Here is a 20,244-nt window from a genome sequence, read left to right on the forward strand (position 1 = left end):
CGGACGGTCACCGCTCGCCCGCCCGCTGTGCCGGCCCGGGCCGGCACACGGCGGAGGGGGAGTCCGGCCCCACGAGCCGCCGTTCGCGGCGACGTTCACCGCGCGCTGCGCGGTGCGACCTCCACGGAGAGGTCGTTGTCGAGCGTGTAGTACGGACGCGCCGATACCCGGCCGATGACGGCGGCCGGATAGACGAAGACGGCCTTGCGATCGGCGATGTCGTCCAGCAGCCTGGCCACCCGGATCCGCGGCGCGCCGGTGGCCGGGCGGACATGCACGTCCCAGATCACCGGTGCCTCACCGGCTCCCGGCCCGCCGCCTTCCGGCACGAGCTCCTTGTAATCGACGGTGAACGAGAAGTCCCGGCCCGCCGCGGCCCGGAGGGCGATCTCCCGTACCTCGGCGTTCTTCCCCCGTCGGCTCAGCGACGCCGCCGCGCCCTCCTCCAGACGGGCGCCGAACAGCCGCGCTGTCACGGTCATCGAGTCATCCGTGAGGGCGATCCGGCCGGCCTCCGCGTGCAGAGTGCGCCACCAGGCCCGTACGGCGAGCCGGCCGTCCTTGGTGGCGTACGGGATCCGGACCGCCACCGGTGCGCCCCGGCCGTCGTCCCCGCCGGACACCAGCGTGCGCAGATCGCGCAGGCCGGGCAGCAGTGGTGTGCGCTCCTCCCCGGGCGCGCCCACGACGTAGGCATCCCAGCGGCCCTCCTCAAGAGCCGGGGCCGCCTCCAGTACGGCCTGCCACAGATCCTGCCCCGCAGGCTCCAGTTCGACGCAGCGGCCGGTCTTCTCCGGCTTGCCCTTCTTCGGGCGCAGCTGGAGCAGCAGCCGGGGACGTGCCGGGGCGGGCAGCGGCAACCGTACGCGTACGACCAACCGCCCTTCGGCCTCCATAGTCACCTCCCCGCGGGGCTTCTCCACCGGTTCGTTCATGCCCTTGCCATCGCTGCCACTCATCGCCGCGCCTTTCGTACGGTCCTCACGACGCTGCCGGCCGCGACGAGCATGGTGTCCCTGGCCGCGTAACCGCCGCTCACCAAGGCATGGTCCGTCCGGTGGGCCGGACGGCCGCCGCTCCGGGCCGCCAGTAGTTCCTCGAACAGCTGCTCGGCCTGGGCCACGACGGAGGCGGGGGAGTAACGCCGGGAGTTGTCCAGCGCGGTGCGTCCCATGCGCCGGCGCAGTTCGTCGTCGCGCACGAGGTCCAGCAGGGCTCCGGCCAGCGCGTCCCGGTCTCCGACGGGAACCAGCCGGCCGTCCTCGCCGGGGGCGATGATCTCGCCGGGGCCGTACGCGCAGTCGGTGCTCACGACAGGCAGCCCGCAGCGCATCGCCTCGACGATGGTCATGCCGAAGGGCTCGAAGTTCGATGCCGCCGCCCCGATCGAGCCCTTGACCCACTCCGCTTCCATCGGGGTCACCGCACCCATCAGGAACACGTTGTTGTACAGCCCGAGCCGGTCGATGAGCGCGCGGAGCCGCTCCTGTTCCTCGCCCCTGCCATAGATGCGCAACGTCCAGTCGGGATACTCCCCGGCGACCGCGGCGAAGGCCTCGATCAGCAGGTCGAACTGCTTCATCGGCACGAGTCGCCCGGCGGCGACCACGACCCGCCCGCGGCCGTCCGCCGGCGGGAGGGCCGGGGCGGGGACGCTGTTGGGCAGCGCCTGTACACGTACGCCCGGCAGCCGCATCTTGCGTCGGTAGGCGGCGGTGTCGGCCTCCGTGACCGGGGTGATCGCGTCCAGGCGCGGATAGACCCGGCGCAGCGCGTTGCGCAGCCGTGGCGGGTGGTTGTCGAGCGTGAGGTGTTCCTGCCCGACCCGCACCGCCCGCGCGGGGGCCTGGAGGGCCAGATGGACGTTGAGGCCGGGGCGGGTGCCCACGACGACGTCGGCGTCGAGCGACGCCAGCGCCTCGCCGATGCGCTCATCGGTGAGCGCGCTGTATTCCCGGTACCGGTACTCGGACGAGGGAAAGACCTTCGCCGGTGTCAGATGCCGCGGGTCGTTCTTCTCGTGCCGCAGATCCACCAGCGGCCGTAGCCGCACACGCGGGTCGGGCGTGAGGCTCGGCCGTTCCCGGTTCCGGAGAGCCGAGATGATCTCCACATCGTGCCGATCGGCCAGCGCTCGGGCCAAGTTGAACGTCGTGGCGATTGTCCCTCCAATCCCATATGCGTTGTGTATAAGAAATGAGATTTTCATGCCGTACATGACGGCCGGCATCTACGGAAGGTTGCCTGTGCGGCCTGGCCGCACGAAAAGAGATCCCCGCCTCAGTGCCGGGACTGACGCCGCCGGGGGTCACACGGGGAGACGTTCGAGCAGCCCGCCGAAGTCCGTTCCGGCCGGCAGGGTGCCGAAGGCCAGCCCCCGGTCCCCGGCCAGCCGGGACGCGCAGAAGGCGTCGGCGACACCGGCCGGTGCATGGCGTACGAGCAGGGAGCCCTGGAGAACGAGGGCCGTACGCTCGATGACGCGCCGGGCGCGCAGGGGCGCGTCCTCGGTCAGGACGAGATCGTTCTGGAGCTCCCGCCAGGCGGAGTCCAGCCGGCGGTCGGCGCCGGCTGCGGCCTCGATCTCCGCGCTCAGGGCCTGGAGGGACTCCGGCTCACGCGACAGGGCGCGCAGCATGTCCAGGGCGTTGACGTTTCCGGAGCCCTCCCAGATGCCGTTGAGCGGCGCCTCGCGGTACAGGCGCGGCATGCCGGACTCCTCGTCGTACCCGTTGCCCCCCAGGCATTCGAGGGCCTCGGCCACGGCGGCCGGCTGGCGTTTGCACACCCAGTACTTCCCGACCGCGGTCGCGAGACGGAGGAAGGCACGCTCCTGGGGGTCGCCCTGCTGCGCACGGTCCGCCGCACCGGCCAGCCGCAGCGCGAGCGTGGTCGCCGCCTCGGACTCCAGTGACAGATCGGCGATGACGTTGCGCATCAGGGGCTGGTCGAAGAGCTTGGCCCCGAACACGGTCCGGTGCCGCACATGGTGTGCCGCCTGGGCGAGCGCGGCACGGGTCCCGGCGGCGGAACCGAGGACACAGTCGAGGCGGGTCATGGTGACCATGTCGATGATGGTGCGCACGCCCCGGCCCTCGTCACCGACCAGCCAGGCCACGGTGTCGTCGAACTCGGGCTCGCTGCTGGCGTTGGAGCGGTTGCCGAGCTTGTCCTTGAGGCGCTGGATGCGGAACGTGTTGCGGCTGCCGTCGGGCAGGACCCGCGGAACCAGGAAGCAGGAGAGCCCGGCCGGAGCCTGGGCGAGGACGAGGAAGAGGTCGTTCATCGGGGCGCTGGTGAACCACTTGTGCCCGCGCAATCGCCATGTTCCGTCGGCCTGTTGCGTGGCGGTGGTGGTGTTGGCCCGTACGTCGGTGCCGCCCTGCTTCTCGGTCATGCCCATTCCCGCGAGCAGCCCGGGCTTCTCGGCCGGGGTGCGCAGACCGGCCTCGTACACACGGCTCGTCAGCAGCGGTTCGTACGTCCTGGCGAGATCCGGGGCGTGGCGCAGGGCCGGGACCGCCGCGTACGTCATGGAGACCGGGCAGCCGTGGCCGGCTTCCGCGCTGCTCCACACCATGAAGCCCGCCGCGCGCGCCACATGGGCACCGCGGCGCCCGTCCGCCCAGGCGGCGCCGCCGAGGCCCTCGCTGATCGCGACGTCCAGCAGGGCGTGGTACGAGGGATGGAACTCGACCTCGTCGACCCGGTGACCGTACCGGTCGTGGGTGCGCAGCCTCGGTTCGTGCCGGTTGGCCTCGTCCGCCCAGTGCTGCACCTCCTCGCTGCCGGCACGGCGGCCGAGCCGGTGCAGGTCGTCCAGATGCCACTCGGCGCCTTCGCGGCGCACCCCTTCGATCAGTACCGGGTCGTCGGCGACGTCATGGCCCACCAGCGGCGGTGGCTGGTTGGTCACCTCGTGGGTGGTCGCGGTGGGGTGGCTGTGCGGTGTGGGAATCGCGGGCATGAGAACCCTCCGGGCGGAGACGGGTGACGGGTCAGGGACGGGTTGACGAGGGGGCGGCGCCCGCGCAGCGCAGTGCCATCGCGGTCAGTTCGGCGAGGAGTTCGTCCGTGCCGTCCTCCTCCGGGGCGCCGAGCGGCGCCACCAGAACCTCGCCGACCGCGCCGGTGAGGGCGGCGGCGGTGACCTCACCGTTCTGGGGCGGCAGCGCACCCTGCGCCATGCCTTCCTCGATCACCTCGGCGAACAGGGTGCGGTAGATGCGGCGGAAGGCGAGACGTTCCGCGCCGACGGCGGGCTCGGCCGGCGCGGCGAGCAGCGCGTAGGCCAGCCCGCGGTTCTCCAGGGCGCGGCGGGCGAAGACCCCGACTCCGGCGGCGAGCCGTTCGGCCGGGGACCCGGGGCCGTGCAGCACGGATCCGAGGACGTCCACCTCGTGTTCCGCCGCACGTCGGAAGACCTCGACCGCGAGGGCGGCCTTCGACGCGAAGTGCTGGTAGACGGATCCGGCCGCGATACCGGCGGCGTCGGCGACCGCGGTCACGGACGCCTGGGACCAGCCCACCTCCGCCACGACCTCGGTGGCGCGGGCGACGAGATGCTCCCGGGCCGATTCGAGGCGGCGGATTTCGGCTGGGGTCTTGCGGTAGGCCATGGAAGAAGTGAAGCACCATTCATAGTTTCCCGACAAGGTGCGCCGGGTGCCGCGAGAGCTCCCACTCCGCAGCCGACCGCTGCCCGGGAGCGGCCGGTCGGCTGCGGGACGTCGCAGAGGCGCATCCCACTGCAGAATTCCTCGCCGGCGAGGAGAGCGGGATCCTCGCGCTTTCCGAAGAGCTCAATGGGCCGGTAGCGACCGGCCACGTCCGGCGCGAGCCCGGAGATCTCGTCGGCACCGGTCACTCACGCGGCAGTCAGCGGCCATCGCCCGCTCCTCGAACGGGCTCCTGTCCGGTGCCCAGGCAGTCCGGGCAATCCATTCCAAGACCGCACTCCACGCACCTGCGGCTGTCCACGAAGCCCAGGCCCTCACACGTCCGGCACGAGCCCCAGCCTTCGCACATGACGCACAGCTGGTGGCCGGGCCTCAACGTCTCCGGGGTGGCCACGCGTGGGGGACGGATCCAGTTGGTGTGAACCCATACGACGGGCAGCTCGCCCGAGATGCGCACAGCACTGCCCATGGCGCCGACACCTGCCTCGAATCCGTCACGTGTTGCCGTGAGGAGAGGAAGTCCGCCGAATCCCTCGCGGATCTCGGTCTGCCAGCCCGCCGCGACGAACACGTCGGCGGCGGCCGCAGCCGCGGTCCCGTACGGAACGCCGGGCAGTATCAGGGACATCGAGAACAGCTTGCCCATCGCCCCGGCCACCGTGTACCGGTCATCGGTGCGTTCCTCGACGCGTGGTTCGACGCAGGGGGCGACGGCGGCCGCGACGGCCCGCAGCTCCCGGCGCAGCCGGTCCACCGCACGCTCGAACTCCTCGCCCATGCCCTCGATTTGGCCGCTCACGGCTGCCGCCTCCTGCCTTGGCTCACGGTCGTACGGCGTACCCAACCAGACCGCCCGCCTCGCTGGAAGGGCTGGACGGCGCAGGCCGGTGGAAATCGTCCGCGAGATTGCTGTGCAGATTGTTGACAATCTTGTAGCGTGCGCGTCATGCCTTGACCACGAGGCTTCGGCGGAGCACCTGGTGCTCGATGAGGGGAGACCCATGCAGCGGCTTTACGTGTCCTTCGGGCGCGACGCACTCACCGACCCCGCGGGCATGCGTGAAGGGCGCCGGGCGGCGCGCAGACATCTCCTGAGAGGCGTGGCGGTCGCGGGCTCTCTCGCCCTCATAGCTGTCGCGGTGCCTGCCACCGCCGCGGTGGCCGATTCCGGGGCGGCGCCCTCGCAGAGCCGCGGCCGTGCCGCGGATCCCCAGGACGCCGCGCTGGCCTTCGACTCCGCGGCCTATACGACGATCACCGTCACCGTCGACGGGCAGCCGATGAACGTGCGCCGGTACAAGGAGCTCTGCTACGTCGCCAACCCGGTTGCCGCGGCGGCGCAACAGCCCGGTGGCCCCGGCGGCGGCACGACGACGATCCCCGACACGGCCTGCGGCTACCAGAGCATGAACGTGTTCGTCCCGGAGAGCGCCTTCGGGAACCAGCAGGCGCCGGTCTACTTCGCGGTGAACAACAGCGGCTGGATGGCCAGTTACCTCAGGGCGAGCGTGACCACCGGCGCCTCCTACGACAGCTCCACGAGCAACGTCGGCGCCGCTCTCAAGGCCGGATACGTCTTCGTCGACGTCGCCAACCGCAGCCGGGGTCTGATCGGCGCCGACGGTTCGTCGCCCGGGAAGGCTCCCGCGGCCGTGGTCGATGCCAAGGCCGCCGTGCGCTACCTGCGCCTCAACGACGCCGCCATGCCCGGCAGCGCCGAGCGGATCGTCGTCAACGGCACCAGCGGGGGCGGCGCCCTCGCGTCGATCCTGGGTGCCTCCGGCAACAGCGGCCAGTACGACCCCTACCTCGCCGCGATCGGCGCCGCCGGCATCGACGCGCGGGGGAGGAGCACCGTGCGCGACGACGTCTTCGCCGTGAACGCGTACTGCCCGATCACCGATCTCGGCAACGCCGACGCGGCGTACGAGTGGCTGTACAACGTCCTCGCCACCCGCGACACCACCGGCGAGAACCCCTCGCCTGCGGACGCGGCCGCGATTGCCGCCCGGTTCCCCGCGTACGAGAAGAGCCTCGGGCTGCGTAACCCCGACGGCTCCCGGCTCACCGCCGCGAACATGATCGACACCATCGAGAAGGAGGTCATCCGCTCCGCGGAGACCTACCTGAAGGCGGATCCCGCCCATACGATCCCGCCGCTGGGCGGCACCTTCGAGATCCGGTCCGGCGGGCCCGGGAGCCCGCCCACCACCAAGTCGTACGTCAACGACTGGATCGACGTCGACAACGCCGGCGACAAGGTGCTCTCCGTCGACATGGAGAAGTACCTCGCCTTCGTCGTCGCCCAGGCCGCACTCAAGACGACCCCCGCCTTCGATGCCGTGGGTGTCAACGGCAACACCACCAGCGGCACCGAGACGAACCTCTTCGGCCCGCCGGACCAGAAGTACCTGAACTACACCGAGTACAGCTGGAATCACAACGATGTCGCCGGTGACGGCAGCGGCATCGACGACACCGGCCTGACCTGGGATCAGTACACCGCGAAGAAGACCACCACCGTCGATGACCAGGTCCGCCTGATCAACCCCATGGACTTCGTCGGCACCCGCGCCGACACCGCGCCGAACTGGTACGTCCGCGCCGGTACCCGCGACCGGGACACCGCGTTCACCGTCTCGCTCAACCTCGACCGGGCGCTCGCGGCGGACAAGCAGGTCAAGAACCTCGACTACCGGCTTGCCTGGAACCAGCCGCACGCCGGCAACTACGACGTGCCCGAGGCCATGGCCTGGATCGCCGAGGCGGTCCGCAAAGCCGGCGACCCGGCCCCCTCCGGTCACCACGGGTAACGCGCTTCACACCGCCGTCACTGCGTGGTCCGGCCCCTCTCGGGGGCGGGCCGGAAGCGTGATGCCGTAGGACCTCATCTTGCGGTAGATCGTCGTACGGGAGATGCCGAGCCGTTGCGCCGCCAGCAGCTTGTTGCCGTCCGCCTCCATCAGGGCCCGGACCAGGGTGTCGCGCTCGGACGCCTCCCAGGCGCTCAGGGACCGGCTGCCCGCGCTGTGCAGGGACGGCGGCAGGTCGCGGAGCTCGATCCGGTACGTGCGGCGACCCGCGGCGGCCTTGCGCAGGGCGGCATCCAACTGGCGGATGTTGCCGGGCCAGTCATGCCGGCGCAGCACGGGCAGTACCTCCGCCGCGCACTCCACGTCCGGGCCGACGCGCTGCAACAAGCAGCCGACCAGGGCCGGAAGATCCGCGAGACGGTGCCGCAGGGCGGGCACCGCCGCCGCTTCGACGAAGGTGTGCCGCAGGGGTTCGGGTACGCCCGGTGCGCGGTGGAGTGTGCCCACGACCCAGGTGCCCCGTGCCGCCGCGGCGTCCAGCGCCCGGGCGACGGCGGTTGCCTGCTCGGGGGGCACGGCGTCGACATGGCGCAGGACCAGGGCGTGACCCGGCCCGGTGGTCGCCGCGCGCAGGTCGGCCGACAGGTCGGACCCGGTGTCGGCGGCCCGGGGAGCCTCGGCATCCACGATCACGGGTGCCGAGGCCGCCCCGGTCAGCGCGTGCGCGGCACTGACCAGTGCTGATTTCCCCGTCCCGGCCTCGCCGTGCAGCAGGAGCGGTGTCCGTTCACGAGCACAGCGCGATGCCGTACGGGAGACGGTGTTCCACGCCGGGTCCGTCCCGGCCAGGCCGGGCAGCGGCCACGGCCGGCTGCCGCCCCGCTCCTCACGGGAGCGGGAGCCGGGGCCGGCACCGGAACGGGGACGGGGCCGGTCGGATGGGCGGTCCGTGAAGGTCAGCTCCAGCAGGTATCCGGCCGCGCCCGTGTAGCTGTCCACCTGGCGGCACCGCATCAGCACGGTCTCTCCGCCGGTCAGCTGGACCTGCTTACGCGTGCGCGGTGCGTGCCCCAGTCCGGCGGCGGCCTCGTGGAGCAGCCGGTGATCGTCGCCGGTGAGCCTTGCCGTGGCCGCCGAGTTGGCGAGCACGAGATCCTGGCCGAGGCAGAGCACCGGCCGGTCACCGTAGTGGGTCACCTGCTGGAAGGCTTCGAGCAGGGCACGCTGGTGCGAACTGGTGAACTCGTACATCACGCGCTCGATATCGCCTGCGGCCTCCTGCACCAGCGCTGCCATGAGGGTGCGTGCCGGGCCGTTCCAGCAGGTCAGGTTCATCGCGCCCTCGACCCGTCCGGTGACCGAGTTACGGATCGGGGCGGCCGCGCAGGAGACGTTCTGCAGGCGTTCGTTGAAGTGTTCCGTGCCCAGTACGACATTGGGCCGGCGCTCCTCCAGCGCGACCCCGATGCCGTTGGTACCGACGAACTCTTCGGCGTAGTTGAAGCCGGGCGCCAGATGGACCCGGTCCAGGTGCGCCGAGAGTCTCTTCTCCCCGACCCGGCGGTCGCGGACCCAGCCCTTTCGGTCTGTCACGATCACACAGGCGTCCGAACCCGCCAGAGCCTGTTCCAGACGGTCCAGGACCGGGGTGGCGGCGCGCACCAGCCGGCTCTCCCGGTCGTAGTCCGGCTGGTAGGGGACAACCACCTCGTCCGTACCGATCCCCAGGTATTTGGAACGCTGCCAGGAGTTACGGATGCCCTCGGGCACGATCGTCGCGGGCGGGTCCGCGTTCGCGAGGAATTGCAGGCGTGCTCGTGCGATGTTCCGGTCCCGCGCTGTGCTGTCACTGAGCATGGCGCCTCCGATGAGCGTGTTTCCGCCATATTACGAACCCGTTTGCAGCTGTCAACGGGTGCTTCGCCCCGGCTTTCCCGCGCGTTCGCCGTGCCCTGACAGGGAGACGGGCCAGGTGTGTTCCACATTGAAAAACTCGACGGCGCTCCCCGCCCCCACGCTGAGGTCCAGCACCGCACGAAGGGTGCGGCGGCTCACGTCGAACACAGGAGCACCTATGACTTCCGCCGGCAACACGACCCGTACCGCGATCGTCACCGGTGCCGCCCGCGGCATCGGCCGCAGCATCGCGGAGCGGCTGGCCAAGGACGGGCTCGATGTGGCAGTCGCGGACCTCCCCGGCATGAGCGAGGAGCTGAGCGAGGTGGCGGCCGGCATCGAGAAGACGGGCCGCCGGGCCCTCGCCGTGCACGCCGATGTGACGAGCAAGGAGCAGACCGACGCGCTCGTCGAAGAGGTGGCGGGCAGCTTCGGCAAGGTCGACGTCTATGTGGCCAACGCCGGTATCGCCCGGGTCACCCCGCTGCTGGACACCGGGCTCGACGAGTTCGAGCAGGTCATGGCAGTCAACCTGCGTGGCATCTTCCTGTCCTACCAGGCCGCGGCACGGCAGATGATCGCCCAGGGCGGCGGCGGAAAGATCATCGGTGCGGCTTCCATCGTCGCGTACCGCCCGTTCGCGCTGCTCGGCACCTACTCGGCGTCGAAGTGGGGCGTACGCGGCCTGACCCAGGCCGCGGCCATGGAGTGGGCGCAGTACGGCATCACCGTCAACGCGTACTGCCCGGGAATCGTCGGCACCGACATGTGGGACCTGATCGACGAGCGGCTGGCTGAGGCCGAGGGTCTGCAGAAGGGCCGGGCCATCAAGAAGTACGCCGAGGCCATCGCTCTCGGCCGGGTCGAGGAGCCCGCGGATGTCGCGTCCTTCGTCTCGTACCTGGCCTCGCGGGACTCGGACTACATGACCGGCCAGTCCGTCATGATCGACGGCGGAATCCAGTTCTCCTGACGCGGGCCGGCGAGCGCCCACCCGGTCAACCAGCCATCGTGCACTGAGGAGAGAGATGTATTCCAAGGACGGCGAGAACTACTTCATCGTGGACGCGCACGTCGCGCTCTGGGACGCGCGCCCCGAGAACCAGCTCAACATCCACGGCAAGCAGTTCATCGACTGCTTCTACGACTACCACCGCAACCTGAGTCCGGAATCGGAACTGTGGCCGTACGAGGAGTACCTCTACTACGGCGGCGAACGCCTGATGAAGGACCTCTTCGTCGAGGGGTACGTCGACCACGCCATCTTCCAGCCCGCGCGGCTCGGAGCGTTCTACCGCAACGGCTTCGGGCAGACCGAGGAATCCTTCGCGCTCGCCCGGCGGCACCCGGACAAGCTGACGTACAACCACTCCTGGGACCCCCGGTATGAGCAGAAGGGACTCGATCAGCTGCGGCGGGACGCCGAGCGTTTCCAGCTCAAGGGCGCGAAGCTGTACACCGCGGAGTGGAAGGGCGACAGCCGTGGCTACAAGCTCGATGATCCGTGGACCTATCGCTACCTGGAGGCGTGTCAGGAACTCGGGATCAACAACATTCATGTCCACAAGGGGCCGACGATCCGGCCGCTCGACCGGGACGCGTTCGATGTGGCGGACGTCGACAAGGCGGCCACGCAGTTCCCCGAGATGAACTTCGTCGTCGAACACTGCGGCCTGCCCCGGCTGGAGGACTTCTGCTGGATCGCCACGCAGGAGCCCAATGTGCACGCGGGTCTCGCGGTCGCGATGCCCTTCATCCACAGCAGGCCGCGGTACTTCGCGCAGATCATCGGCGAACTGCTGTACTGGCTGGACGAGGACCGTATCCAGTTCTCCAGCGACTACGCGCTGTGGACGCCCCGGTGGCTGATCGAGCGGTTCGTCGACTTCCAGATCCCCGAGGACATGACGGGGGAGTACGCGCCGATCACCCTGGACCAGAAGAAGAAGATCCTCGGACTCAACGCGGCTGCCATGTACGACATCGAGGTGCCTGCCGGGCTGGACGTCGCCGAACCGGCGGTGGCCTGAGATGGCAGCCGAATCCCGGGAGCTCGCGGCTCGTGCGGCGCTGGACGCGGTCCACGACCCCGAGCTGGACGAGCCGATCACCGACCTCGGCTTCGTACGCTCCGTGACGGTGACCTCCGACGGGGCGCTCACCGTCCGTCTCAGGCTCCCCACCTCGTTCTGTTCGCCGAACTTCGCGTATCTGATGGCCTCGGACTCCAAGGACGTGCTGACGGCGCTCCCGTGGACCCGGGATGTCGCGGTGCTTCTCGACGACCACCACGACTCGGACCTGATCAACCGAGGGCTGGCCGCGGACGCCGGCTACCGCGGAACGTTCGGGGCCGAGGCGGAGAAGGATCTCGAAGCGCTCCGGCTCACGTTCCGCCGCAAGGCGCACACCGCGGCGATGGAGCGTGTGCTCGCTCTCGTGCTCCGCGAGAATCCGGACCTCGCGGAGGAGGACCTCCAGGACGTGGTTCTGGGCGACCTCCCCGACGCGGCGGCATCCGGCGCGCTGCTAAGGCGACGTGCGGCTCTGGGACTCGGCGTGGCGCCGTCCGACCCGGTCCTGGTCGACGAGGACGGGCGGCGGTATCCGCCGGGAGAGATCCCGCTGCGCCTCCGCTTCGCCCGTGCGGTCCGCGTGTCGATCGACGGCAACGCGCACTTCTGCCGGGGCCTGCTCCGCACCCGGTATCCGCAGTCCGCAGGTGACCAGTCCCCGCGCGCCGGGGAGCCCGTGCACGCGGGAGTACCCGCGCACCCGGGGGAGCTCCTCCACCTTACCGCTCCGCCGAAGGGGAACGCCTCGTGAAAGCAGTCCAGGTCGTGGGCTACGGCCAGAACCTCGAGATGGCCGATGTCCCGGCTCCCGAGGTCACCGGCCCGTTCGACGTGATCGTCAGGATCGGCGGTGCCGGTGTGTGCCGCACCGACATCCACATCCTGGAGGGTCAGTGGGCGCAGAAGTCCGGGGTGGCACTGCCCTACACGATCGGCCACGAGAACGCCGGCTGGGTCCACGCGGTCGGCAGTGCCGTCACCAATGTCTCGGAGGGCGACAAGGTCATCGTGCATCCGCTGATCACCTGCGGGCTGTGCCGGGCGTGCCGGGCAGGTGACGACGTGCACTGCGAGAACAACCTCTTCCCCGGCATCGACACGGCCGGCGGCTATGCCGAGTACCTGAAGACCTCCGCGCGCAGTGTCGTGCGGATCGACGACTCCCTCGAACCGGCCGATGTCGCGGCTCTCGCCGATGCGGGTCTCACGGCGTACCACGCCGCTGCCAAGGCCGCCCGGAAGCTGCGACCGGGTGACAGCTGCGTCGTGATCGGCGCGGGCGGGCTGGGGCACATCGGCGTACAGGTGCTCAAGGCCGTCACCGCCGCCGAGATCGTCGTCGTCGACCGGAACCCCGACGCGGTGGCCCTGGCCGTCTCCATCGGGGCCGACCACGGGATCGTCGCCGACGGCGGCCAGACGGACCGGGTGCGCGAACTGACCGGTGGGCACGGGGCGGAGGCGGTCATCGACTTCGTCGGTGAGGGCGGCTCCACCAGGGACGGCGTCGGCATGCTGCGACAGGCGGGCGACTACCACGTGGTCGGCTACGGCGAGAACATCGACGTTCCGACCATCGACATCATCTCCGCCGAGATCAACTTCGTCGGGAACCTCGTCGGCACCTACAACGACCTGTGCGAGCTGATGGTCCTCGCCGCGCAGGACCGCGTGCGGCTGCACACCGCCAAGTACCCCCTCGACCGATTCCAGGACGCCCTGGACGATCTCGGAAGCGGCCGGATCCGGGGCCGGGCAATCCTCGTCCCGTGACCACGCGCCGAACGAACGCGCCGCGACGCCGCGGGTCGTCAACGTCAAGGTGCCCCAGGGCGACTGGTCGCTGCTCGGTGAAATGACGGTCAGCGAAAGCTGAGGCGGGCAGCGGAGTCCAAGGGGGCCGAAGCCGGTCAGGGCTTCGGCCCCCCCGAGGCGGCAATCACAGTGCTCGGATTCGCTGTTGGGCCGTTGGGTAATTGGGTACCGCATTACTGTTGGGGCATCAGACGCACTCTGAGCGGGGGCCTTTGCGGTGCGGGATCATCTTCTCGGGGGTCGATACCGGCTGATTCGTCAGCTGGGTGAAGGCGGCATGGGGCAGGTGTGGGAAGCACACGACGGCACCCTGGAACGCTTGGTCGCGGTCAAGGTGATCACCCTGCTGTCCGGCGGCGGCAGCCGGGGCGGCGAGGCGCGGACCCGGTTCCTGCGCGAGGCCCGGATCACCGCTCTGCTGCAGCATCCCAACATCGTGACCGTCCATGACCTCGGCGAGACCGAGAGCGAGGACGGCAAGGCGCCCTTTCTGGTGATGGAGCGCCTCCGGGGCGAGGGGCTCGACGTGGTGCTGCGTCGCGGACCGGTCGGCCTGGCCGAGGCGGCCGAGTGGGGCGCGCAGATCTGTGACGCGCTCGCCGAGGCGCACCGGGCCGACGTCCTGCACCGGGACATCAAGCCGTCCAACATCCATGTCCTGCCCTCGGGGGCGGCGAAGGTCCTGGATTTCGGCATCGCGCGGGCGGCCGACCCGTACGCGACGGCGGACCGGATCACCCAGACCGGCTTCATCGTGGGAACGCCGCCGTACATGGCCCCCGAGCAGGCCCGTGGACACCCCGAGGCGCGCAGCGACCTGTACGCGCTCGGCTGCCTCCTCTTCGAGATGATCACCGGTCGGCTGCCGTTCCTGGCCCCGGACACCGTTGGCTACCTCACGGCCCACCTCACCCAGGAGGCGCCGGCGCCCAGTTCGGTCGCGGAGGGGATCCCGGCGGGGTGGGACGAGGTCGTCCTCATGCTGCTGCGCAAGGACCCGCGCGAGCGGAACACCAGTGCAGGCGAGCTCGCCGGCGTGTTGCGGCAGCTCGGACGCGCGCCCTGGCACCCGCCGACCGTGGTGGACCGCGGTGGTCCGGCAGCCGAGCTGGCGCAGGCGCGCAGGCGCGAGATGCGAGAGCTGGCCACGGCGCTTCGGAGACTCGAGCACAAGCGTGCCCGGGTGCGGACGCAGCAGCACCAGCCGGAGCAGAGGCAGGCGCGGCAGCCGGCACAGCAGCCGGCACGGCGGCAGACGCGGGAGTCGGAACGGAGACGTGAGCGCGAGGAGCCGTCCGGCCACGCCTTCGCATCGAGCACCAGGGACCTTCATCCGGGCGAGTTCGCAAGGCCGTTGGGCCCGCGCGTCTCGGGGTTCTGCGTGAAGGCGCTGATCGGCGCGGTGGTGCTGGTCCTGTGGGCAGTTGTCTACCACCAGTTCCATCCCGAGGAAGGCTGGATGCCCGTCGGACCGGACTACGCCGTGATCGCCATCGTGCTGATCGTCTGCGCGGTCTGGGAGTACGACAGGGCGGCGAACGAGAAGAAGGCCCCGTACAGCAGGATCCGCCTCGAGGCGGGGCAGCTCACCGTCGAGCAGGAGGTCATGCGGCAGGGGCGGACACGCGTTGCCGTGTTCTCCGTCCCCTGGGTGGCGATCGACCGGATCGGGGTCGAGGGACCGGGGCGCGGGGCCCCCGTCGTCGTCTGGTTCCGCACCGGCAGCAGACCCACGACGCAGTGGTTGCAGCAGAACGGCGCCGGCCCCCACCCGAGCGGGGAGGGCTACATCCTTTGCCACCCGGCCCGCGCCGCCTCCGGTCAGGGGCCCGCGAACGCCGTGGTCCGCCGGCTGCGCACGGAGCTTGCCGCGTACGCCCACGGCAAGCACGTCGTGCTGTCCGGCCGGCCGGCATGAGGACAGCACGACGGCGTTCGGGCCGAGTTCGCGAGCGCTCTCCTCGACCGGGCCGGTGGCACCCCGGTGATGGGGGCGGTCTCGAACAGCGCAGTGGGCCGGGACTGGCATCGATCTCGTGCGCTGGGCTATGTTGTGCGGCGATGACTACCGGGACGGCATTGAGCCACACACGGATTGGCGACCCGGCGCTCCTCTGAGCGCCGTTCGGGCCGGGGCAGGCCCTCTGTTGGACGGAGGATCCGGCGCTGTTGCGCGGGCTCCGCCTCCTGTCGTGTTGACCACAGTTCGACACCTCAACCACGACAGGAGAACTCATGCCCACCGAAACGCTGCAGATTCCCACCGCGGACGGCCAGGCCGACGCTTTCGCCGCCTTCCCCGACGGCGACGGACGGCACCCAGGGGTGCTCATGTACCCGGACGGCTTCGGTATCCGGCCCGTGGTACAGGAGATGGCCCGCGAACTGGCCGGGCACGGCTACTACGTGCTCGTCCCCAACATCTTCTACCGGCACGGGCCGACACCCGTGATCGAGCTTCCCGAATACATCGGTGAAGAGGCCCGGTCCGCGGTCTTCGCGCAGGTGATGCCCTTGATCGAGGCACACACGGCTGAACGTGCCCTGAGTGACGCCGATGCCTACCTCAGGTTCCTCACCACCCGGCCCCGGGTCGGCGCCGGCCCGGTCGCGGTGACCGGTTACTGCATCGGCGGCCTGCTGGCGACGCGCACAGCCGTGGCCCATCCCGGCCAAGTGGCCGCCTTGGCCGCGTTCCACGCCCCCGTGGGCGCCGACGGACCCGATGCTCTCGCGGGGCTCACCGCACGGGTCCACTTCGGCCACGCCGAGGGGGACCTGACGCCCGATGCTCTCGGCGAGCTCAACCGGGCCCTGGATGCCGCAGGTGTCGGTTACACCTCCGAGATCTATCCCGGCACGGTCCACGGATTCACCATGTCCGACACCGAATCCTTCAACTCCGCCGCGCTTCAGCACCATTGGGACCGCCTGCTGGCCCTCCTCGGCGACTCCCCGGCCGGCAGCTGAGGCGGCGGCTCGGCGACCGGACCTGAGGTATCCGGCCCGGAATCCGAGAGGTCCCCCGGAGCCGGTGTGCGGGAGGCCGCAGCCCGGCCGCGCCTGGAGGCCTGAGCCGCAGGGCCCAGCGGTTCATTGAGGTCGGATCAGCGCGTCCCCGGCTCTCTCGGACTGCACGCCGCCGAGCAGGGGCTGGGGGGCCGCTGGTGCCGGCCCAACTGCCCCTGCCCGGTTGCGCTGTCTGTCCTTTGGCTGCCGTCCCAGGACGCGGTGTGTAGCCTCAATGGTTATGGCTGCCGACGCGCCGGACACGCGCCGCGAGTACCGATTTATGGGGAGTACACACAAGCTGTGGCTCAGCCTTTCCGCTCCGGCACTGGGGGCCGTCGCGCTGGTCTACGACATGGCCGGTTCACCCGTGATTGTGCCCATCGCGGTGGGTGCGGGTTTCACAGCACTGTTCGTCTTCGTGGGCGTCGCCATCGCCCGGGTGCCGGTAACGGCGACCCTTTGTGACGAACACCGCCTCACGGTCCGGAAAGCGTTCGGCACACACACGATGGCCTGGCAGGACGTGCAGGGGATCGAGATCCACAACGTCGCAGGCCATGAGGTGGTACCAGGGGAAGCCCCCCGCCGCCTGGTCGTTCTGTATCACGCGACGGGCAGTCGGCACGTGCTGCCGCATCTCGATGACCGCAAGTGCCAGGATCTGGCCCACGAGGTGGCCCTGCTGCGGCAGATGTGGCTGGCGTACCGGGGACAGGACTGGAGCCCTGTGCCCGACGTGCAGGACCGGATCGCGCGCAGCCGCCGGCGCAGCCGGGACATGTCGCTGTTCACACTGTCATTGCTCTCGCTGATGATCACGCTCTTTGCCGGGGCGGGAATCTTCTGGGCCGCGAGTGAGATGGGCATGTACCCGGCTGACGGCATAGGCGCCCCGGATTCTTTCGTCGAGATGCTGCTTCACCCCATGACGCTGCTGGTACTCCTGCCCGTGGTGACAACTGTTGGTCTCCTCGCGGCCACTGTGATCCGCCGCCGTTGAGAGCCCCGGCCGCGTACCCCTCCGGGCCGGGCGGTCAGCGAATCTCTGTGTCCGCTCCTGCCGCGTGCATGGCAAGGAGGAGGTTGCGGCCGAGCCCGTACCGCTCCGGCAGCGGGTCCTTCAAGGCTGCCTCGCGCTCGATCATGCTGGTCCGCAGACGCACCGGGTCAACGAAGAACGTGCGCTTCCTGGCGATCTTTCCGTCGATCACGTCGATCAGTTCGACGACGATCATCGACCACGGGTTGCCTGCAAGGCCGCCGCCGTGTACGCACTGATCCGTGCGTACACGGCGGCGCTCAACAGCCAGGATCTGTATGACGCTCTCGTCCGGACCGTTTACACCACAACCGCAGCCCTCCTCGGAGTGGAGCCCCTCGCGAGGCAGGGCCGGCCCGGAACCGGTTGTCACGCCGGGGTCGTGGCCGCCCGTGCGGCTTCGGTCCCTGGGCGTGGGCCGCGGCGCCGGTCGCGCAGCCCGGCTGACAGGACTGCTGCGACAATTCCGCCGAAGGCCCAGGCACCGAGGACCCACAGGGCTCCGGTGGTGGCGTTTCCGTCGAAGTAGACCGTGTTGCGCACCACGGTCGTGCCGGCGCCGGGCGGCAGTGCCTGACCGATCGCGCGCCAGAACGGCGGCAGCAGTGATGCGGGGTACACCCCGCCGGAGCTGGGGTTGCCGAGGATGGTGAAGATGAGGATGGTGAGGCCCAGACCGACCGTGCCCGCCAAGGACTGCAGGGCCACGCCCACGGCTCCGGAGGCGAATACCACCAGCGTGCCGATTCCGACGAGCTCCCAGAAGGCACCCGGAAGGCAGTGCAGCACAGGGCCCACGATGATGGCCCCTCCGATACCGGAGACGAAGGCGTAGGGCACCATCGCCGTCAGCCGCACGAGGATACGGCGGAGGGTGGGGCGTTTGGAACCGGCCGCCATGTTCAGGGCCGATGCGGCGAGGTAGCCGCCGATCGTCCAGCTGAGGACCAGGTAGAAGGACGAGAGCCCTCGCGAGTCCCCGGCCGCGGGCGGCCGGATGTCACGTACGGCCATCTCGCGGTTCTGGGTCCGTTCGATCGCCTGCATGACCTTCGTGGCGGCATCCGCCGCTGAAGTCCCGCCCGCCGAGGCGATGAGCAGGGTGTCGGTGCGCCCGGCAGCGTCGACGAGGAGGGCCGCGTCCGTGCGCCGGTCCAGGAGCCGGGCCCGGGCCTGGATCCGGTCCTCGGCCGTGCTGACGTGCAAGGGGGTACCCGGCAGTGCGTTGAGCCGGGCCACCAGGTCCTTCTCCATGGCTTCCGGTGCGACCACCACGACCGGGATCCGGTGTGGTTCCGGGGCGTGGAAGGCCCCCATGTAGGACAGGGCGAAGCCCAGTTGGAGCAGGAGAACCCCGACCATGACGAGGACCGCCCGGGTCGAGATCGCATCGCGTAACTCCGCCAAGGCGCCGCCTCTGTCCGCCGTTGGCCGACCCTTCGCATACGCCATATGAACTCCTGTACTCGGCTGTGTCGGTGCGGTCCACCCGCAACCACCACATCCTCGGCCGGACCCGAAGCCAGGCCGGGAGGCCACGCCTCGTCCGAGGCTTCCTCCCCTGTTCGGCCGAATGCCCCGGCGGGCAGCCCGCCGGGCCCGCACTCCGCCAACGCCACCGGACCGGGCCCGCCGCCTGCGGACCGACCCGGCCGGTCACACGACTCGCCGCCAGGACCCGTACCCGTACATCACACCGGTGGGCCCCGGCTACGCCGGCCTTCGCCCGGACCAGGACCCCCCGACCGGGAACCCCGTGGCGGGCAACGGCGTTGACTCGTGTTGCGGGGAGGGGCGAGGAGACTGAGACGGTGGAACAGAAGCATGTGAGCGATCCGTGGCGGCTGTTGCTCGTCGAGGACGACGGGGAGCTGTCCTCCATGCTCTCCGAAGTGCTGCGGGAGGAGGGGTACGCGGTCGACGTGGCGGCCGACGGCCACCGGGGTCTGCATCTCGGCCTCACCCGGCGGTACGACGTGCTCGTTGTCGACCGGCGCCTGCCGGTGCTGAACGGCATCGAACTGCTGGGCCGGCTGCGTTCCAGCGCGGTCCGCACGCCGGTGCTGCTGCTCACCGCGATGGGAACCGTGCACGACCGGGTCGACGGGCTGGACGCCGGCGCCGACGACTACCTGGTGAAGCCGTTCGACCTCGACGAACTCAGCGCCCGGTTGAGGGCGTTGTGCCGTCGGGCACTCGACGGCACCGATGTGCTGAGGATCGGCTCGGGCCATCTGTACGTCGGTCACCGCGAGGTCCGGCTGGCCGGCGGGGAGCGGATCACCCTCGCGGCCCGGGAGTTCGAGCTGCTGTGGGTGCTCGCCGCGCACCCGGAGACCGTGCACTCGCGCGAGCAGTTGCGCCGGACGGTGTTCCAGGAGGCGTCCGCCTCGTCCCTCGTCGACACCTACGTCTACTACCTCCGTCGCAAGCTGGGCCGGCGGGTCGTACGCACGGTCCGCGGGGTCGGCTACCGCCTGGGGGCGGTGTGAAGTCGTCGGCGGACGCGGAGGGGGCGGCGGTACGCAGGGCGCGGCTGCGGATCGCGGTGATCACCGGCGCGATCATCACGCTGCTGATCACGGTCGCCGGCGGTGTCTCGCACACGGTGATGGTGGGCGCGCAGAACGACCAGGTGTGGCGGGAGCTGCGGCACAGCGCGGCATACGGCGACCTGTCGAGCTCGCCCGTGTGCAGCTGGCTGTACGAGCCCGGCACGACGCCACTGGCCAACGCCCCCGCCGGCTTCCCGGTGCGGGCCGACGTGGACCGGGTGCTGCGGGCCCACGAGCCCGTGGAGCGCACCGTACGGCGCAACCACACGCAGTACGTGGTGCGTACGCAGCTCCGGGCGGACGGGAAGCCGGTGCAGGCGGTGTTCGACATGCGCTTCCAGCTGGCCGACCGGGATCACC

Annotated in this window: 17 protein-coding genes; 9 read left to right on the forward strand and 8 right to left on the reverse strand. The window is 70.3% G+C overall.

From position 1 onward, the window contains the following. Positions 1-95: 95 nt before the first annotated feature. The 5 genes from ACFVW8_RS06840 to ACFVW8_RS06860 form a co-directional block, all read right to left on the reverse strand. Positions 96-959 carry a hypothetical protein gene (locus ACFVW8_RS06840; protein ID WP_389686808.1) on the reverse strand — a complete coding sequence of 288 codons (864 nt, stop codon included), beginning with the start codon at positions 957-959 and terminating at the stop codon, positions 96-98. Then, on the reverse strand, positions 956-2,209 hold the full coding sequence (locus ACFVW8_RS06845; protein WP_389686810.1) for a glycosyltransferase family 4 protein: 1,254 nt from the start codon (positions 2,207-2,209) through the stop codon (positions 956-958). The genes ACFVW8_RS06840 and ACFVW8_RS06845 overlap by 4 nt, the downstream gene beginning before the upstream one ends. 99 nt (positions 2,210-2,308) lie before the next feature. Then, complete coding sequence (locus tag ACFVW8_RS06850; RefSeq protein WP_389686812.1) at positions 2,309-3,967, reverse strand: acyl-CoA dehydrogenase family protein; 1,659 nt, start codon at positions 3,965-3,967, stop codon at positions 2,309-2,311. A gap of 31 nt (positions 3,968-3,998) precedes the next feature. Next, positions 3,999-4,619: a TetR/AcrR family transcriptional regulator gene (locus tag ACFVW8_RS06855; protein ID WP_389686814.1), complete on the reverse strand. Its 621-nt coding sequence runs from the start codon at positions 4,617-4,619 to the stop codon at positions 3,999-4,001. A 259-nt stretch (positions 4,620-4,878) separates the two neighbouring features. Beyond that, positions 4,879-5,478: a hypothetical protein gene (locus ACFVW8_RS06860; RefSeq protein ID WP_389686816.1), complete on the reverse strand. Its 600-nt coding sequence runs from the start codon at positions 5,476-5,478 to the stop codon at positions 4,879-4,881. Between the two features lie 202 nt (positions 5,479-5,680). Between ACFVW8_RS06860 and ACFVW8_RS06865 the strand changes: the two genes are divergently transcribed. Then, entirely contained in the window at positions 5,681-7,492 is a 1,812-nt protein-coding gene (locus tag ACFVW8_RS06865; RefSeq protein WP_389686818.1) for a subtype B tannase, read from the forward strand. A 6-nt stretch (positions 7,493-7,498) separates the two neighbouring features. Here the strand turns inward: ACFVW8_RS06865 and ACFVW8_RS06870 are convergent, their stop codons facing one another. Continuing rightward, positions 7,499-9,349 carry a sigma-54-dependent Fis family transcriptional regulator gene (locus ACFVW8_RS06870; RefSeq protein WP_389686820.1) on the reverse strand — a complete coding sequence of 617 codons (1,851 nt, stop codon included), beginning with the start codon at positions 9,347-9,349 and terminating at the stop codon, positions 7,499-7,501. 217 nt (positions 9,350-9,566) lie between these two features. Here ACFVW8_RS06870 and ACFVW8_RS06875 point away from each other — a divergent pair, with 217 nt between their 5' ends. The 7 genes from ACFVW8_RS06875 to ACFVW8_RS06905 all read left to right on the forward strand — a co-directional run bounded on the left by ACFVW8_RS06875 (position 9,567) and on the right by ACFVW8_RS06905 (position 17,290). Next, entirely contained in the window at positions 9,567-10,361 is a 795-nt protein-coding gene (locus ACFVW8_RS06875; protein ID WP_389686822.1) for an acetoin reductase, read from the forward strand. 55 nt (positions 10,362-10,416) lie between these two features. Beyond that, on the forward strand, positions 10,417-11,418 hold the full coding sequence (locus ACFVW8_RS06880) for an amidohydrolase family protein (protein ID WP_389686824.1): 1,002 nt from the start codon (positions 10,417-10,419) through the stop codon (positions 11,416-11,418). Position 11,419: 1 nt separating this feature from the next. After that, positions 11,420-12,214, forward strand: coding sequence for an iron-sulfur cluster assembly protein (locus ACFVW8_RS06885; protein WP_389686826.1), 795 nt, complete (start codon positions 11,420-11,422; stop codon positions 12,212-12,214). Then, positions 12,211-13,236: an NAD(P)-dependent alcohol dehydrogenase gene (locus tag ACFVW8_RS06890; protein ID WP_389686829.1), complete on the forward strand. Its 1,026-nt coding sequence runs from the start codon at positions 12,211-12,213 to the stop codon at positions 13,234-13,236. The genes ACFVW8_RS06885 and ACFVW8_RS06890 overlap by 4 nt, the downstream gene beginning before the upstream one ends. Positions 13,237-13,495: 259 nt before the next feature. Next, complete coding sequence (locus ACFVW8_RS06895; RefSeq protein ID WP_389686831.1) at positions 13,496-15,196, forward strand: serine/threonine-protein kinase; 1,701 nt, start codon at positions 13,496-13,498, stop codon at positions 15,194-15,196. 317 nt (positions 15,197-15,513) lie between these two features. Further along, positions 15,514-16,248, forward strand: coding sequence for a dienelactone hydrolase family protein (locus tag ACFVW8_RS06900; RefSeq protein ID WP_389686833.1), 735 nt, complete (start codon positions 15,514-15,516; stop codon positions 16,246-16,248). Between the two features lie 280 nt (positions 16,249-16,528). Continuing rightward, complete coding sequence (locus ACFVW8_RS06905; RefSeq protein WP_389686835.1) at positions 16,529-17,290, forward strand: hypothetical protein; 762 nt, start codon at positions 16,529-16,531, stop codon at positions 17,288-17,290. Between the two features lie 34 nt (positions 17,291-17,324). Here the strand turns inward: ACFVW8_RS06905 and ACFVW8_RS06910 are convergent, their stop codons facing one another. After that, positions 17,325-17,702 carry a hypothetical protein gene (locus tag ACFVW8_RS06910; protein ID WP_389686837.1) on the reverse strand — a complete coding sequence of 126 codons (378 nt, stop codon included), beginning with the start codon at positions 17,700-17,702 and terminating at the stop codon, positions 17,325-17,327. Next, positions 17,699-18,781: a DUF3533 domain-containing protein gene (locus ACFVW8_RS06915; RefSeq protein WP_389686839.1), complete on the reverse strand. Its 1,083-nt coding sequence runs from the start codon at positions 18,779-18,781 to the stop codon at positions 17,699-17,701. Before ACFVW8_RS06915 ends, ACFVW8_RS06910 begins: the two co-directional genes overlap by 4 nt. A 359-nt stretch (positions 18,782-19,140) precedes the next feature. On the opposite strand from ACFVW8_RS06915, the gene ACFVW8_RS06920 reads away from it, so the two are divergent. Next, positions 19,141-19,821: a response regulator transcription factor gene (locus tag ACFVW8_RS06920; protein WP_389686841.1), complete on the forward strand. Its 681-nt coding sequence runs from the start codon at positions 19,141-19,143 to the stop codon at positions 19,819-19,821. Positions 19,822-20,244: the final 423 nt, after the last annotated feature.

It is taken from the genome of Streptomyces sp. NPDC058221, from assembly GCF_042882365.1.
GTDB lineage: Bacteria > Actinomycetota > Actinomycetes > Streptomycetales > Streptomycetaceae > Streptomyces.